The 17,334-nt window shown below is 35.0% G+C and carries 11 protein-coding genes; all 11 read left to right on the top strand.

From position 1 onward, the window contains the following. Window positions 1-4 precede the first annotated feature (4 nt). The 11 genes from Q9Q97_RS07090 to Q9Q97_RS07140 all read left to right on the top strand — a co-directional run bounded on the left by Q9Q97_RS07090 (window position 5) and on the right by Q9Q97_RS07140 (window position 17,327). Entirely contained in the window at window positions 5-1,717 is a 1,713-nt protein-coding gene (locus Q9Q97_RS07090) for a RagB/SusD family nutrient uptake outer membrane protein (RefSeq protein ID WP_306155861.1), read from the top strand. A gap of 28 nt (window positions 1,718-1,745) precedes the next feature. Next, window positions 1,746-2,543, top strand: coding sequence for a hypothetical protein (locus Q9Q97_RS07095; RefSeq protein WP_306155862.1), 798 nt, complete (start codon window positions 1,746-1,748; stop codon window positions 2,541-2,543). A gap of 1,008 nt (window positions 2,544-3,551) precedes the next feature. Next, complete coding sequence (locus Q9Q97_RS07100; RefSeq protein ID WP_306155863.1) at window positions 3,552-6,662, top strand: TonB-dependent receptor; 3,111 nt, start codon at window positions 3,552-3,554, stop codon at window positions 6,660-6,662. A 15-nt stretch (window positions 6,663-6,677) separates the two neighbouring features. Beyond that, window positions 6,678-8,186, top strand: coding sequence for a RagB/SusD family nutrient uptake outer membrane protein (locus Q9Q97_RS07105; protein ID WP_306155864.1), 1,509 nt, complete (start codon window positions 6,678-6,680; stop codon window positions 8,184-8,186). A gap of 30 nt (window positions 8,187-8,216) precedes the next feature. Next, entirely contained in the window at window positions 8,217-9,092 is an 876-nt protein-coding gene (locus Q9Q97_RS07110; protein ID WP_306155865.1) for a hypothetical protein, read from the top strand. 149 nt (window positions 9,093-9,241) lie between these two features. Next, on the top strand, window positions 9,242-10,696 hold the full coding sequence (locus Q9Q97_RS07115) for a glycoside hydrolase family 30 protein (RefSeq protein WP_306155866.1): 1,455 nt from the start codon (window positions 9,242-9,244) through the stop codon (window positions 10,694-10,696). A gap of 92 nt (window positions 10,697-10,788) precedes the next feature. After that, complete coding sequence (locus tag Q9Q97_RS07120; RefSeq protein WP_306155867.1) at window positions 10,789-12,219, top strand: glycoside hydrolase family 30 protein; 1,431 nt, start codon at window positions 10,789-10,791, stop codon at window positions 12,217-12,219. 28 nt (window positions 12,220-12,247) lie between these two features. After that, window positions 12,248-13,720, top strand: a complete 1,473-nt coding sequence (locus Q9Q97_RS07125; protein WP_306155868.1) for a glycoside hydrolase family 30 beta sandwich domain-containing protein — start codon at window positions 12,248-12,250, stop codon at window positions 13,718-13,720. Window positions 13,721-13,845: 125 nt separating this feature from the next. Continuing rightward, the gene (locus Q9Q97_RS07130; protein WP_306155869.1) at window positions 13,846-14,919 is read left to right on the top strand and encodes a glycoside hydrolase family 16 protein; all 1,074 of its coding nucleotides are present in this window, start codon (window positions 13,846-13,848) and stop codon (window positions 14,917-14,919) included. Window positions 14,920-15,061: 142 nt separating this feature from the next. Then, window positions 15,062-15,901, top strand: coding sequence for an endonuclease/exonuclease/phosphatase family protein (locus Q9Q97_RS07135; protein ID WP_306155870.1), 840 nt, complete (start codon window positions 15,062-15,064; stop codon window positions 15,899-15,901). Window position 15,902: 1 nt separating this feature from the next. Continuing rightward, window positions 15,903-17,327: a glycoside hydrolase family 30 beta sandwich domain-containing protein gene (locus Q9Q97_RS07140; protein WP_306155871.1), complete on the top strand. Its 1,425-nt coding sequence runs from the start codon at window positions 15,903-15,905 to the stop codon at window positions 17,325-17,327. The last annotated feature ends 7 nt before the right edge of the window (window positions 17,328-17,334 follow it).

Here is a 17,334-nt window from a genome sequence, read left to right on the forward strand (position 1 = left end):
GACAATGAAAAAATTAAGATATATAATAGCAATTTCAGCAATTTTTGCAGTATCGAGCTGTGATGATTATCTGGATACGGAGAACTTATCAGAAAAGAGTTTAGAAAATTTTTACAAAACTCCAACTGATATAAACGAAGCAATGGCAGGTGTTTATAATGCCATTTATACAGCAAATGTACATAGTGAAGAGCAAGTTGCAGCCAATTTGATGGATAATATGATGCTAGGAGGTGGAGGTCCTGATGATAAATCGGCAAAATGGGTAGACAATTTTGAAGATCCAGCTGAAGATACCTATCGTGACATGTGGAAGCAATCTTATAACGGGATTGCTAGAGCAAATGCCATTATAGAAAAAATTCCATTGGCAGATTTTTCTAAGGATTTTAATACCCCACAAGAAGCAGAAGAGTTTAAAAAACAAGCACTTGGTGAAGCTTTGTTTATGAGAGCTTTCTTTTACTTCAGATTAGCCAAATTTTTTGGGGGAGTGCCAATGATTACAACTTATGGTGGTGATAGGTTAGTGCCAAGAGCAACTTATACAGAAACATTTGCACAAATAGCTGCAGACTTAAAACTGGCTATTGAAACAATGCCTGCTACGCCGTTTACAAGCATTCCAACTTCTAGATATGGTCATGCTAATAAATGGGTTGCAGAAGCTTATTTAGGTCGTGTATTTTTATTTTATACGGGATACATGAGTAATATGGAAAAACAGGCAACTACAGATTTACCTCTTGCAGGAGGCGGTTCTCTGACAGGAGCTCAAGTTGCTACTTATTTAGACGATTGTATCAATAATAGCGGATACAAATTAGCAACTGATTTTAGAAATCTTTGGCCGTACTCTTATATAAATAAAAGTGCTAAAAGTAATACTGTATTACCTTGGGCAGCTGCAGAGGGCTTGTCATGGGTAGGTCAAGACGGTATTACGCCAACATTTGGAACAGGAAACTTTGAAACAATGTTTATGCAAAGATTCTCTTTCGGTGACTGGGGCTGGACAAACGGTAATATTTACACAAACAGACTTGCTTTGTTTAATTCTTTACGTGGTAATTCATTAGTTCCTTTTGGAGAGGGCTGGGGATGGTGTACTGTAAATCCAAAATTATACAGTGGCTGGGATGATGCAGACCCAAGAAAAAGAGGTTCTATACTTGAAGTGGGTAGAGCAGATCAAGGAACAGCTGGTTATGCGGCTGATAAAGGCGATCATGAAACAGGATATGTTAATAAAAAATATACTTCGCTTCAGCACGATAATGGCAAAGGATCAAATGTAGGTATGTTTGTTCAGATGTATGCTTGGGCAAATACAGACATGCAGTTAATGCATGCTCAAGATTTTATTTTGATGCGTTTTGCAGATGTATTATTAATGCATTCAGAAATTACTAAAACTGCAGACGGTATGAATGCTGTAAGAAGAAGAGCAGGTAATTTGCCACCTGTAGCATACTCACTTGAAAATATTAAAGCAGAGCGTCTGCACGAATTAGCTTTTGAAGGGTTACACTGGTTCGATTTAGTACGTTGGGGAGATGTTGATACAGCATTTAATGATGTAATTCAAGTTAGAAACTCAGGTGTTGACGCTAATTATAGTGTAAAATACAGAACTGAAACTAAAGGTTTAGTTCCGATTCCCGAAACTGAAATTAGACTTTTAAATGGAGTTTACAATCAAAATCCAGGGTGGTAATATTTATTAACTATTAATAATTAGAAAGATGAAGATTCATAATATAAAATATTTACTAATTGCTGCCTTCATGCTGGTCATTTCAGCATGTGATCCAATTGTAGACGAACAGCATTTAGAAAATTCCACAGATGTTGCTGGAGTTCAATTAACTTCTGCGCAAAGCCCAGCGGGAGGAAATAAAATTACCTTAAGTATGAATACCCCTGGCGTTACAGGCTATTGGGATTATAATTTAGGAAAAGCTCTTACTAACGAAGTAACTATTGTTTATCCAATTCCTGGTAAGTCTACATTTACTTTTGTGGGGACTTTAGGAGGTGAGTTTTTTACTAAAACAATTGATGTGCAGGTGGATAGACTTGATACTCCATTGGAGCAAGATTGGTACGATTTAGTTAGTCCTAACACTGCGGCAGGTAAAACATGGGTTTTTGATGGTGTTGGCGGTGACGGAGGCTTCTGGTGGTTTATGTCTCCTCCAGATAATCCAGACAGTGCAATGTCGGCTTGGTGGAATGCAGGAGGCTCTGGAGACAGTGTTCCTGCAGATGTTGCAGGTAAGATGCACTTTGATTTAAATGCGGGAGCAAATTATACTCATTATCAAACCGCTTCTGCAGCAGCTGAAAAAGGAAGTTTTGTTCTGGACATTGCTAATAAAAAGCTATACATTACCAATTCAAAAATTTTAGGGTATGAGGCTGGAAATGCAGCTAACGAGTACAATATTATTACGCTTACGGAAGATAAATTAGTGCTGTACGTACCAAGAAGTTTAAAAGATCCTGGAACAGGTTGGACATTCGTGTACAAACCTCAATAATAATATTTTGTGTTAGTTATTTCGAAAAAGGAAGCCTGAAAATTTCCTTTTTCGAATTTCAAACCCTCTATGCTTCATTCTTGTGAAGTGTATTTTTAAGAGTTAAACTATGGTTAGTTTAAGTTAAGTTTATTGCCTGGGTAGCCCATAATTTCGATTATGGGCTATTTTTTTTGCTTTATGTTTTCATACTACACTTGAGCTAGAATAATAAAAGAGAAAATGAATTAAATAGCTAATAAACGCTTCTTTTTATTTGATTTGCTGACCATATTTTGAAAGATTGCCCGAATGTATTCATTTAGACTAGTATTGTTAGGTTTAAAGGCAATTTTTAAACGATTATTGGGCTCTTTATGAGTCTTTTAAGTCTTTCTTTTTCCATTTATCTCCATCAGTAAGAATTTTCAAAAACATTTCTTTAAGCATGGCTAAGTTTTGAGCTAAAAATTAGGCTTCAAAAGAACGATTTCGTGGTTATGTCTTATAAATGGCGATTTTTTGATTTTTCATGATGTTATTTTCTCTAAAAAAGCCTCCTTGATAACGTTTAAAAGAAAGTAAAATCTTACTATATTTTTAAAAATAAGTTTTTTCTTTCAATAAAAATTATTGTCAATAATGTAAAAAAAGTAGGGTAAAAATATCATATTCTTTATTTTTTTGACTTTATAAAAAAAGATGGTTTTTCATTTGTAATTCTTTATATAGTAGCTATTTACGATTGCCGATAGGTACTATCACGTTGTAGTTTTAACAACTTTTAGCAATTATTTATTCAAAAAATAATGTGTAGTGTTATTTTTTAAAATTAACTTTTCTTTAGTACTATTTTTTTATTTAATAAATATGTAAATATCAAATTATTACATTTTTTTTGATGTGTTTTTATAATATTATTTTTTTGTTTTTGATGTGTTTTTGTAATGACTTTTAGATATGAAAAGTAAAATTTTAGTTTTAGTATTGCATCAAATTACTAATTAATTAACCAAAATTTTTAGAAAAATGAAATTAACAAAATTACTTGTTTTTTGTATTTCATCTTTGTTATTCTCGGTTATAGCTGTGGCTCAGGATGTCACAGTAAATGGAATGATTAAAGATGAAACTGGTATGCCTGTTCCAGGTGCGACAATTTTATTAAAAGGTACTACAAAATCTACTGCCTCAGACTTTGACGGTAAATTCCAGATGCAGGTACCTTCAAACGGATCATTAATAATTACTTTTATTGGTTACTCTACAGTAACAGAAGCGGTAAACGGAAGAACAAAGATTAATATTCAATTAAAGCCAGAATCACAATCTTTAAATGAGGTTGTAGTGGTTGGATACGGTACTCAAAAGAAATCTGTTGTAACTGGAGCAATTTCTAGTGTAAAAGCAGCCGATCTTGAAAAAGTGCCAAACGGACGTGTTGAACAGACTTTACAAGGTAGAGTAGCGGGGGTTTCTGTTGCAGCTACTTCTGGACAGCCTGGTGCAGCTTCAAAAGTTCGTGTTAGAGGTATCACTACTTTCAGAGAAGGTGGAAATGATCCTTTATGGGTTGTTGATGGTATTGCTGTAGATGCAAATGCTATTGGTTTTATTAATCAATCTGATATCGAATCTATCGAGGTACTTAAAGATGCTGCTTCTGCTGCAATCTACGGTACTCGTGCGGCTACTGGGGTAATTTTAGTAACTACTAAAAAAGGAAAATCTGGTAAAATTTCTGTAAACTATAATGGTTTTGCAGGTATTTCGGCTCCCGCTAAAAGATTAGATATGTTGAATGCTACTCAGTATGCAACTTTAATGAATGAAAAATCTTTAAATGATGGTGGTGCTATTAAATATGCAAATCCTTCATCATTTGGAAAAGGTACAGATTGGCAGGATGCAATCTTCAATGATTCTGCTTTCAGATACACACACGAATTAAGTATTAGTGGTGGTGGTGAAAAATCTACTTTCTATGCTTCTTTCGGAATTCAAGATCAGGAAGGTATCGTAGTAACAGATATTTCTAACTACACAAAGAAAAACTTCCGATTAAACTCAACACACAAAATCTCTGATTACTTTACTTTCGGACAGACTTTTGGATACACACACCAAAAATCAAAAGGAATTGGAAACGTAAACAGTGAGTTCGGTGGGCCTTTAAGCTCTGCAATCAATTTAGATCCGCTTACTCCGCTTGTGGTAACTGATCCAGCTGTAGCAAATACAGGTTTTTATACAAATCCAAACGTTGTTAGAGATGCAAACGGTAATCCTTATGGAATTTCTTCTTTAGTACAACAAGAGATGACAAACCCACTTGGATATATCCAAACAAGATTAGGAGGTTACAACTGGTCAGATGATTTTGTTGGAAACGCTTATTTAGAGGCTAACATTACAAGCCATTTAAAATTAAGAACTACACTTGGTGGTAAATTAGCATATTGGGGAGATGAAATGTTTACTCCAACTTTCTACTTAAACCCAAACATGAAAGCTGATAGAAATAACTACAGCCAGAACAATAACAAATCATTAGCTTGGACATTAGAGAACACTTTAAGCTATGCTAATAAATTTGGAGATCACAACGTAAGTGTTTTAGCAGGACAAGGTGCTTATGTTGAAAACATTGGTGGTACTATCGGAGTAACAATGTACGGATTGCCAATTACAAGTTACAAAGATGCTTCTTTCAACTTTGACATTCCACAATCAGACAGAGTTAACAGAGCAAGTGATTTTACAGAGCACAAATTATCTTCATTGTTCTTACGTGCTAACTACGATTACATGGAGAAATACCTTTTCACAGGAATTGTTCGTCGTGATGGATCAACTCGTTTTGGTGAAAACAAAAAATGGGGGGTTTTCCCATCATTCTCTTTAGGATGGGTACTTTCAAAAGAAGGTTTCTGGAAAGATAACAATGTAGTGAATACTTTAAAACTACGTGGAGGTTATGGAGTTGTAGGTAATGATAACATCGATGATTTCAAATATAGAGCTTTGGTTGTTGGAGGTTATAATTATGCAGTTGGAACTTCAGGAGATATTACAACAGGATACGGAAACTCTACGCTTCCGAATGCTAACTTAGGATGGGAAGAAACATCTCAAACTACAGTTGGTCTTGATGCAAAATTATTTAATGATTTTTCTCTTACTCTTGACTACTACAAAAAAACAACGAAAGGAATCTTAAGAAATATTGTAATTCCTGGATATGTTGGAGTAGTTGATGCGCCTTCTGCAAACATTGCAGATATGGACAACAGCGGTTTTGAGGTTGAATTAGGTTATAAGAAAAGACTTGGAGAATTTAACTTAGGTGTTAATGCAAACATGGCTTACTTGAAAAACGAAATTACTTATGTAGGATCATCTACAAACTTCATCGTTGGAGATGCTACTTTCCAATCTATGGGACCTGTAACAAGAACACAAGTTGGACATTCATTTAATGAATTCTACGGATTTAAAACAGCTGGAATTTTCCAAAACGAAGCTGAAGTTGCAGCATACAAAAACACAAACGGAGGTTTAATTCAGCCAAATGCTAGACCTGGAGATTTCCGTTGGGTAGATTCAAATGGTGACGGATCTATTACAGATGATGATAAACAATTCTTAGGAACAAACGTGCCTAAATATACTTTTGGTTTTACAGTAAACTTAGATTACAAAAACTTTGACTTTATGGCCTTTACTCAAGGAGCTGCGGGAAGCAAAATTTTCCAAGGATTAAGAAGACTAGATGTATTGAATGCAAACTACCAGACTAAAGCTTTAGAGCGTTGGGTTGGAGAAGGAACTTCAAACGATTACCCAAGATTGACAAATAACGATCCAAATAAAAACTACACTAACATGTCTGATTTTTATCTTGAAGATGGAAATTACCTACGTTTAAAAGTAGTAACTCTTGGATACACAATGCCAACTAATTTATCTTCTAAAATTGGTGCAGATAAAGTTCGTTTTTACCTAACAGGAGAAAACTTAATCACTTTTACAAAATATACTGGATTTGATCCAGAAATTGGAGGCCAAGTTTATGGTGTAGACAAAGGAGTTTATCCACAAGCAAGATCTATTTTGTTTGGAGCTAACGTTCAATTTTAATAAAATTAAAGAATCATGAAAACGATAAAATTTAAATATATATATGTAGCTGTAGCAATGGCACTTTTAGGATCTTGTTCTGAAGATTTCGTGACCATTGATCCAGAAGGAAAATTTGATACAAGTACCTACTTTTCTAATGAACAGCAATGTTATGCGGCTTTAGTTGGAGTTTACGATCCGATGAGAAAAAACACTGGAGGTTTTGAAAACTGGGTAGCCATGATGAATGCTGGTTCAGACGATTTTTATGCTGGTGGAGGTAGTTCTACAGATGGAACTGGAATTCAAAATTTCTCTACACACTCGCTTTCTTCAATTACAATTCCAGGAAGTTATTGGAACGATCACTATCAAGGTATTTCTAGAGCAAATATTTTATTATCTAAGTTGCCAGCAGCTTCAATGAATGATGCAGTTAGAAACAGATTTGCTGCAGAAGCTAAAACTTTACGTGCGCTTTACTATTTTAACTTAGTAAGAATGTTCAAAAACATTGCATTAGTTTTAGAACCGTTAACAACAGAAACAATCTATACTCCTGAGCAAGTTGCGCCAGAAGTGATTTATGCTCAAATCGAAAAAGATTTAACTGAAGCTATTGCAGTTTTACCAAATACGGTTGTTGCAAAAACTGAAGCTGGAAGATTTAACAAAGGGGCTGCTCAAGCACTTTTAGGAAAAGTATATTTGTTTGAAGGTAAAAAACCTGAGGCAGCAGCTGTTTTAGCAGAAGTAAACGGAACTCCAGGAGCGACAAACCAATACGGTAATAAATTACTAGATAACTTTAGTGATTTATGGGTTACATCAAACAAATTCAACGCAGAATCATTAATCGAAGTATCTCACAGTAGTGCTGGTAACTCAGATTGGACATTCTGGGGTAATGGTAGAGACGAAGGAAACTCATTAAACATTATGGTTGGACCTAGAGGATATTCTAGACCAGAGGGTTCTGATGCACCAAACCTTCCTGCAGGATGGGCTTTCAACGTTGCTACTCAAAAATTATACGATGCAATGCAAGGTGATCCACGTAAAGATGCTACAATTCTTGATTTAAAAGCATTAAAAGCAGCGGGTAAAGCAGATTATATTCCAGCTTACCAAGATACTGGGTATTTCTTAAACAAATATCTTCCAAGACAGTCAGATGTTAGTACAGGTGGAGGTAACTCAGAGTTGAATTACAAACAAAACTCTTATGTAATCAGACTTGCAGATACTTACTTAATGGAAGCAGAAGCTTTAGGATCTGGCGCAAGAGCACAAGCATTACTTGATGCAGTTAGAAAAAGAGCTGGATTAGGTTCTGTTCCTGTAACATTAGCCGCTATCAAGCATGAAAGAAGAATGGAATTAGCGGGTGAAGGACACAGATTCTTCGATTTAGTAAGATGGGGAGATGCATCAGCTGCATTATCTGATAGAGGTTTTGATGCTGGAACAGATGAGATTTTACCAATTCCGTACACAGAACTTAACGGTACTAAATTGAAACAAAATCCTAATTACCAATAGTATTTTACTAATTAACCAAAACAAAAAGAAATGAACCTAAATATATATTTTAGAAAAAGTGTATACCTAATGCTAGCTTTAGCATTAGGAACACTAAATAGCTGTAGCGAAGAAGTTAATGAAAACCCGCTTGTAGCTGAAAATGTTGATGCTTCGTTTACAATAACTCCTGTTGCGGGAGCTATGAATACGTATCTTCTAACAGCGCAGCCTGTTGGAGTTATCTCTTCAAAATGGGATACAGGAGATGGTGCTAGTCCAGGAAAAATGAATCAAGTGATTTCTTTACCAGATGCAGGAACGTATACTGTTACGCATACCGCTATTGGAGCTGGTGCAGCAATGGGAACTTCTTCTCAGCAGATTATTGTGGCACAAACAGATCCTGCAAAAGGAAACTTAGTTCAAGGAGGAAAATTTGAAACACCTGCCGATATAGCAAAATGGACAAATTTAAAATTAAGTCCATCAGGCGCCGCGTTTTGGTCTTTTGCTAATAATAGCGCTACGATTCATTTACCAGGAGGAGGTGCTCAAGAAGGTATTTACCAAGCTATTGAAGTTGTAAAAGATAGAGAATATACTATCGATATGACAATTTCTTGTCCTAGCGGTTTAAATGAAACATGGTTTGAAGTGTTCGCAGGGAAAACTGTACCAACATCAGGTGTTGAATATAATGATAATGTAGTTATGGGGATAAGCACTTGGGATGGTTGCGGAACATCTAAATTTTCAGGAAGATTATCTGGAATTGGATGCAAGAAAAATAAAGTTACTGGTGACATTTCTAACGTAGTTAAATTCTCTGAAAGCGGAACAATTTACCTTGTAATTAGATCTGGAAGTAATAAAACAGGAAATGAGCCAATTACTATTACAAAAGTTGAGTTCAGAGGAAAATAAAAAGTTAAGTTAAGTTTAAGTTTAAGTTTGGTTGTAAATAGCCCATAATCATTATGAGTATGGGCTATTTTTTAAATCCTCAAAAGGGTAGAACTCGATTTTTTGATTTCTTCTAAACTTCAATTTGAAACCATAATAATTGAAAGCGAATGAAAAAAAATAGCCTAAAAATTATATGCCTTTTGTTTTCTGCTGCAGCTTTTGCGCAACAGCCAAAAACAAAAAAAGAGTTTACAACCAACGGAAAAAAAATAACCGTTTATACTACAGCAGAGAACTCTAAGTTACGATTAACCACTACAGATAATCTGACATTTTCTGCAGCAAAACAGCCTCTAGAAATTGAAAGTTCTATTTTTGTAGAACCAGCCAAAAGGTTTCAGACTTTTATGGGAATCGGAGGAGCTATTACAGATGCTAGCGCCGAAATATTTGCTACGCTTTCAAAAGAAAAACAAGCAGAATTTTTAAATGCTTACTACGATCAGCAAAAAGGTATAGGCTATTCTTTGCTAAGAACAACGATTCAAAGTTCTGATTTTAGCAGTGGAACCTATTCTTATATCGAAGAAGGAGATAAAGATTTGAAGACTTTTTCTATTGATCACGACAGAAAATATCGTATTCCTTTAATCAAACAAGCCATTCAGAAAGCAGGAGGAAAGCTTACAACTTATGTAGCACCTTGGTCGCCAAACGCTTTTATGAAAAGCAATAAAAATGTCTTAAAAGGAGGAACTCTTCTTCCTGAATACTACCAGACTTGGGCAAATTTCTATGTAAAATTTATTAAAGCTTACGAAAAAGAAGGCATTCCAATTTGGGGAACTTCGACTCAAAATGAGCCAATGGCGGTGCAGACTTGGGAATCTTGTATTTACACAGCTGAAGCAGAAAGAGATTTTATCAAAAATTATCTTGGGCCAACCTTAAAAAAAGAAAATCTTGGCGATAAAAAAATCGTTGTTTGGGATCATAACCGTGATTTGATGAATTATCGTGCCAACGTAATTTACTCAGATCCTGAAGCATCAAAATATGTTTGGGGAATGGGATTTCACTGGTACGAAACTTGGTCTGGCGGTGCACCGATGTTTGATAACGTAGGAAAAGTAAACGAAGCTTATCCAGATAAAAAACTGATGTTTACAGAAGGCTGCATCGAAAAATTTGATGCCTCTAAATACCAATTTTGGGGGAATGCAGAACGTTATGGAATGAATATGATTAACGATTTTAATAACGGAACGGTTGCTTGGACAGACTGGAATATTCTTTTAGACCAGAACGGAGGCCCTAATCATGTTGGAAATTTCTGTTTTGCGCCAATCCATGCTGATACTACAACAGGAGAATTAATTTACACTCCGTCGTATTATTATATTGGACACTTTTCAAAATTCATTCGTTTAAATGCTGTTCGCGTAAGTACAGCTGCAAGCAAAAGCGCTTTATTAAGCACCTCTTTTTTAAATGCTGATGGTACAATGGCAACAATTGTCATGAACCAATCGGCAAATGATCTTACATACAATTTAATTATTGGTGATAAAAAGGCAGAAGTAAAAATTCCGCCACATGCTATACAAACGCTTGTTTATTAATATTTTGTAGTAAAGTAAAAGACGAGGACTAATTTGAATCATCCACATTAGTCTTCTCTTTTCTTTTAATTCAAAAACTATTTTTTAAAGAGATGAATGTTCAAACTAAAATATTTATATCAGCCTTTATAATCTTCACACAGTTGAGTGCTTTCTCTCAGCAAAAAACTAAAATAAAGGTATTTACTACTGCCGAAAACACAAACAGGAAATTGTCATTATCAAATGATTTAATTTCTAACAACACACAAAAAATAGCAACGGTTTCTATTACTGTAGATACTGAAAAAACAGACCAGACCTTTCTTGGAATTGGAGGTGCCATTACAGATGCAAGTGCAGAAGTTTTTGCAAAACTATCTCCAAAAAAGCAGAAGGAATTTCTAAATGCATATTACGACAAAAAAAATGGTATTGGTTATTCTTTAGCTAGAACAAACATTCACAGTTGCGATTTTAGCAGTGACAGTTACACTTATATTGCTGAAGGAGACAAAGACCTGAAGACTTTTAATATAGATCACGATCGAAAATATAGAATTCCTTTAATCAAAAAAGCAATTGAAACAGCCGGCGGGAAACTAACTTTATTTGTCAGCCCATGGAGTCCCCCAGCTTTTATGAAAGACAATAATGACATTTTGCACGGCGGCGTTTTATTGCCTGAATTTGCTCCAGCATGGGCAATGTATTATGCTAAATTTATAAAAGAATACGAAAAAGAAGGAATTCCAATCTGGGGATTATCGGTTCAGAACGAGCCAATGGCCAGACAAAGTTGGGAATCTTGTATTTATACTCCAGAAGCAGAAAGAGATTTTCTTAAAAATCATCTGGGGCCAACTTTAGAAAAAGAAGGATTAGGTTCTAAAAACATTATTATTTGGGATCATAATCGAGGAGACATGTTAACCAAAAGAGCCAATCTGGTTTTCTCAGATCCAGAAGTTTCTAAATATGCTTGGGGAATTGGATTTCACTGGTATGAAACTTGGAATGGAGGCCCGCCTCAGTTTGAATCTGTAGCAGAAGTTCATAAAGCTTTTCCAAATAAAAACCTGATTTTTACAGAAGGCTGCATTGAAAAATTTGATGCTGCAAAATATCAGTTTTGGGGAAATGCAGAACGTTACGGAATCAATATGATTAATGATTTTAATAACGGAACTGTAGCCTGGACAGACTGGAATATTCTTCTAGATCAAAAAGGAGGCCCTAATCATGTTGGAAATTTCTGTTTTGCGCCCATTCATGCCGATACTACAAAAGATGAATTAATCTATACGCCAATGTATTATTATATCGGGCATTTCTCAAAATTCATTAGACCAAATGCAAAAAGAATGCTTGAAACGACAAGTGACAAATCATTAGTAAGTACTTCTTTTAAAAACTCTGACGGACAATTGATTACAATCGTAATGAATCAATCTGAAAAAGAAATTGTGTATTCTTTAGAAAATAAAAAAGAAAAATCGACAATCACAATTCCAGCGCATGCTATACAGACAATTGTTTATTGATTGTCAACTAACTAAATAACCACAAAAAATGAAATTTAATTTTAAAAATACCATAAAAGCATTTTTCTTTATGGCAGCTGTTTTGGCACAAGTAAAATGCTCTTCTTCAAGTGATCCAGTAGAAAATCCGCCTGTCGATCCGCCAGTGGTAAATCCGCCAGTTGTTGTGACCAACGATGTAGATTTCTGGCTGACAAAAGGCAATCAAAGCGTTTTATTGGCAAAACAAGCAGGAGTATTAGGATTTGGCACCACAGCAAATGCGTATGCCAATATCGAAGTTAATGCAGCTCAAAAATATCAGACTATTGACGGTTTTGGATATACTTTGACAGGAGGAAGTGTAGACGTTATAAATCAGTTAAACCCAGCAAAAAGAACCGCACTTTTACAGGAATTGTTTGGTTCTGGTGAAAATGCAATCGGAGTAAGTTATATCAGAATCAGTATTGGAGCATCAGATTTAAATGCCGCACCTTTTACTTATAATGATCTTGCGGCAGGAGAAACAGATTTAAATCTTGATAAATTTAGTTTAGAAAAAGACAAAAATCTTATTGCTATGCTAAAAGAAATTCTAGCAATTAATCCGAAAATTTTAATCTTGGGAACACCTTGGTCTGCACCGATTTGGATGAAAGATGGTGCTAGTTTTAAAGGAGGCAAACTGAAAACAGAATATTATGATGTTTACGCTAAATATTTTGTAAAATACATTCAGCAGATGAAAGCTGAGGGAATTACAATAGACGCAGTAACTCCTCAAAACGAACCTTTGCATGACGGAAATAATCCAAGTATGTATATGTCTGCAGCAGATCAGGCAAACTTTATTAAAAAGAGTTTAGGGCCTGCATTTAAAGCAGCAAACCTAAACGTGAAAATTATCGCATACGATCACAATTGTGATAACCCAAATTATCCAAAAGCAATTTTGGCAGACGCAGAAGCATTTCCATTTGTAGACGGATCGGCTTTTCATTTATATGCAGGAGACATTAGCGCTCTAACAAATGTTTATAATTCGTATCCGACTAAAAATGTATATTTTACAGAACAATGGACTTCTTCTGATGGTAGTTTTGATGGCGATTTGAAATGGCATCTTCGAAATGTAATTATCGGATCGATGAGAAACTACAGTAAAAATGCATTAGAATGGAACGTAGCCAACAACCAAAATTTTGGCCCAAATACAGATGGCGGCTGCACCATGTGTAAAGGTGCTATAACCATAACTTCAAGCGATAGTTTTCAGCGTAATGTAGCCTATTATATTATTGCCCACGCTTCAAAATTTGTTCCGATGGGATCAACTCGTATTGAAAGTAATTCGGGCGGAAGCTTGCAAAATGTTGCTTTTATTACGCCTTCAGGCTCGAAAGTATTGATTGTTGAAAATGATGGTGCTGCAACAGAAACTTTCAATATTAAATTTAACGGAAAATGGCTAACAACTTCGCTAGAAGCGGGATCAGTTGGAACTTATACTTGGAAATAAAATAGATTCTAAAAATAGTAGTTTTCTTCAATTTTAGACTTTGTTATTAACAAAACAAAAAAGTAGAAGAAATAATATTTATATTGAAAGTCAATTTATTAACTAAACCATTAAATAATAAAAAGATGAAAATAATCAATCTCATAAATAGAGCGGGAGTATTTACTTTAATCCTGCTGTTTGTGTTTCAATCGTGCAGCAGCAATAATGATTCGACTGAAGATCCTGTGGTGGTAGCACCCGATAAAATTTCTCTGCAAGTTGATGTAGTGGGTAAAACGGCCGAAATGCCAAATGGTGACGGAAGCGGAAAAATTAGTTTAAAAATAGAAGCTGCCAATGCAAAGTCTTATAAAATTGTGGTCAACAATGAAACAAAAGAAATTACAGCCAACACTTTTGCTTATGAATTTACTGAGCCAGGAACAAAATCTTATACGATTGATGTAACAGCATTTAACGGCATAAAGTACACACATACTACAGCAACAGTAAACATTTTTGTGGCTAGAAAATTAATCTGGTCAGATGAGTTTAATACAGACGGAGCTCCAGACTCTTCAAAATGGGGGTATGATTTAGGAACTGGCAATGGCTTTGGAAATAACGAATTGCAATACTATACTAACAGGACAGAAAACGTTAGAATTGATAACGGAACTTTAAAAATCACAGCAATTAGAGAAGATTATCAAGGAAGTAAATACACTTCAACAAGAATGCTGACAAAAGGTAAATTTTCGTTCAAATACGGAAGAGCCGAAGTTCGTGCAAAACTGCCTGTTGGTGGTGGAACTTGGCCTGCTTTCTGGCTTTTGGGTGATAATATTGATACAGTGCCTTGGCCAGCTTGTGGCGAAATTGATATTTTAGAATCGGTTGGGAATAATCCAGATGTAATTCATTCTTCTCTTCATTCTCCGGGACGTTCTGGAAATACGCCTGATACTAAAACCATAAAAATTGCAAACACAGCAACAGAATTTCATATTTATGCGGCAGAATGGAGCGCAGAAAGCATCAAATTCTATGTAGACGATACTTTATTCTATACGTTCAAAAATTCAAGTTCAACTCCTTTTAACGAAAAATTCTTTGTTATTCTGAATTTTGCGATGGGAGGAAATTTTGGAGGCGCAGTAGATCCAAACTTTAAAAGTGCAACTTATGAAGTTGACTACGTAAGAGTTTATAATTAAAACCTGTTTTATCAGCGTTCTGATTTTTATACACTTTCTTGATATTATTATACAAATAAGACATAATTAACATATTTTTTAAGTTAATATTTTTCTCTAAAGCCTCGGAAAACCTAGCTTTACGGGATTAAAATTTTTTAACATGAAAAAGATAAACAAACTTGTTTTTGCAGTAATGCTGTTTTTAACCGTGAACTCATTTTATGGTCAGAATTTAAAAATTATGACTTACAATGTTCGTCTCGATGTTGCATCAGATGGAGAAAATGCCTGGCCAAACCGAAAAGACTATTTTAATGCTCAAATCGGTTTTTACAGTCCAGACATATTTGGAGTTCAGGAAGCGACACCAAACCAGGTAATAGATATTGCAAATGCGCAGACCAATTATAACAAGTTTGGAGTAGGAAGAGAAGAAGGAGGCTTGGGAGAAGCTTGTACGATTTACTATAAAAAAGATCGTTTCAAGGTAGAACAATCCAATACTTTCTGGCTGTCAGAAACTCCAAATGTAGTTTCAAGAGGTTGGGATGCGGCATGCAATAGAGTTTGTACTTATGGACTTTTTAAAGATTTAAAAACTAAAAAAACATTCTGGGTTTTCAATTTGCATTTGGATCACATGGGTGAAGAAGCAAGAGTGAAAGGCGTACAGCTTGTTCTTTCTAAAATGAAAGAACTGAACACAAAAAATTATCCTGCTTTTTTAATGGGAGATTTTAATTCTGAACCAAGTACACCGCAAATTGGCGAAATCAAAAAAGTGATGAATGACACTAGAGACGTTTCAAAAGCAAAACCTTTCGGACCTTCAGGAACTTTCAACGATTTCAAACATAATGAACCCGTAACCTTATTATTAGACTACATTTTTATTTCAAAAAATAGTGGTTTAACCGTTACAAAACACGCAGTGCTAAGTGATTCTAAAGATTTAAAATATCCGTCAGATCATTTGCCTGTCTTAATAGAAATAGATTAAAATGAAAAACATCAACAAAAAACTTCAAATTCTAGTTTTACTGCCATTAATTGCAATGCAGTTCAACTGTGGATCTTCAACAAATGCTGTAAAAAATACTGGAAAAGTTTCTTCTTGGATTACGACCACAGATGAAACGTCAAAACTTAAAAAACAAACCGATTTGACTTTCGCTTCAGAAACAAATTCAAATCCAACAATTGAAGTAAATCCAGAAGAGAAATTTCAAACCATAGAAGGTTTTGGATTTTCGTTAACAGGAGGAAGTGCTCAGGCTATCAAAAAATTGGATAAGCCAAAAAGAGAAGCTTTACTTCAGGAATTATTCTCAAGAAAAGACGACGCAATTGGTTTAAGTTATTTAAGATTAAGTATTGGAGCATCAGATTTGAATGAAAAAGTTTTTTCGTATGATGATATGCCAGAAGGGCAAACCGATTTAGAACTAAAACATTTTAATTTAGGACCAGATTTAGAAGATGTGATTCCGGTTTTAAAAGAAATTTTAGCTATAAATCCTAAAATAAAAATAATGGGTTCTCCGTGGTCGCCTCCAGTTTGGATGAAGGACAACGGAAGTTCAAAAGGTGGAAGTTTACAGCCAAAATATTATGAAGTATACGCGCAATATTTTGTGAAATACATTCAAGCAATGAAATCGCACGGAATTGTTATTGACGCGATCACACCTCAAAATGAACCTTTGCATCCAGGAAACAATCCGAGTTTGTTGATGTTGGCAGAGCAGCAGGCAGATTTTATTGGAAATCATTTAGGCCCCGCTTTCGCGAAAGCAGGAATCAAAACAAAAATTATTGTTTACGATCACAACTGCAACAAACCAGAATATCCTTTAACGATTTTAAAAGATCCAAAAGCAAATCCGTTTGTAACAGGATCAGCTTTTCACTTGTACGAAGGAGATATTAGCGCTTTAACAACGGTTCATAATGCATTTCCGAATAAAGATTTGTATTTTACCGAACAATATACAGGATCTGGAAGCAATTTTGAAAACGATCTAAAATGGAGCGTAAAAAATGTAGTAATCGGTTCGATGAGAAACTGGAGTAAAAACGCGCTTTCTTGGGGATTAGCAAATGATGAATTCTACAAACCTTTTACACCAGGAGGATGTTCAACTTGTAAAGGAGCTTTGATGATTGATCAAAATCAAAATATCAAAAGAGAAGTAGGATATTATATTATAGGACACGCTTCTAAATTTGTTCCAGAGGGTTCAGTAAGGATAGGAAGTAATATTGCAGGAAACTTATATAATGTGGCTTTCAAAACTCCATCAGGACAAACTGTTTTAATTGTAGAAAATGACGGAGCTTCGGCAGAAACATTTAATATTAAATACAACCAAAAACAAACCTCAACCACTCTAAACGCTGGCGCAGTAGCGACTTACGTTTGGTAAAAACTTA

Origin of the sequence: Flavobacterium sp. DG2-3 (assembly GCF_030730925.1) — a bacterium.
In the GTDB taxonomy this organism is placed as follows: Bacteria; Bacteroidota; Bacteroidia; order Flavobacteriales; family Flavobacteriaceae; genus Flavobacterium.

What these genes read in the sequence shown, in the direction of transcription:
- Q9Q97_RS07090 (WP_306155861.1), top strand. Translation starts at nt 5, where the DNA reads ATGAAAAAATTAAGATATATAATAGCAATTTCAGCAATTTTTGCAGTA.
- Q9Q97_RS07095 (WP_306155862.1), top strand. Translation starts at nt 1,746, where the DNA reads ATGAAGATTCATAATATAAAATATTTACTAATTGCTGCCTTCATGCTG.
- Q9Q97_RS07100 (WP_306155863.1), top strand. Translation starts at nt 3,552, where the DNA reads ATGAAATTAACAAAATTACTTGTTTTTTGTATTTCATCTTTGTTATTC.
- Q9Q97_RS07105 (WP_306155864.1), top strand. Translation starts at nt 6,678, where the DNA reads ATGAAAACGATAAAATTTAAATATATATATGTAGCTGTAGCAATGGCA.
- Q9Q97_RS07110 (WP_306155865.1), top strand. Translation starts at nt 8,217, where the DNA reads ATGAACCTAAATATATATTTTAGAAAAAGTGTATACCTAATGCTAGCT.
- Q9Q97_RS07115 (WP_306155866.1), top strand. Translation starts at nt 9,242, where the DNA reads ATGAAAAAAAATAGCCTAAAAATTATATGCCTTTTGTTTTCTGCTGCA.
- Q9Q97_RS07120 (WP_306155867.1), top strand. Translation starts at nt 10,789, where the DNA reads ATGAATGTTCAAACTAAAATATTTATATCAGCCTTTATAATCTTCACA.
- Q9Q97_RS07125 (WP_306155868.1), top strand. Translation starts at nt 12,248, where the DNA reads ATGAAATTTAATTTTAAAAATACCATAAAAGCATTTTTCTTTATGGCA.
- Q9Q97_RS07130 (WP_306155869.1), top strand. Translation starts at nt 13,846, where the DNA reads ATGAAAATAATCAATCTCATAAATAGAGCGGGAGTATTTACTTTAATC.
- Q9Q97_RS07135 (WP_306155870.1), top strand. Translation starts at nt 15,062, where the DNA reads ATGAAAAAGATAAACAAACTTGTTTTTGCAGTAATGCTGTTTTTAACC.
- Q9Q97_RS07140 (WP_306155871.1), top strand. Translation starts at nt 15,903, where the DNA reads ATGAAAAACATCAACAAAAAACTTCAAATTCTAGTTTTACTGCCATTA.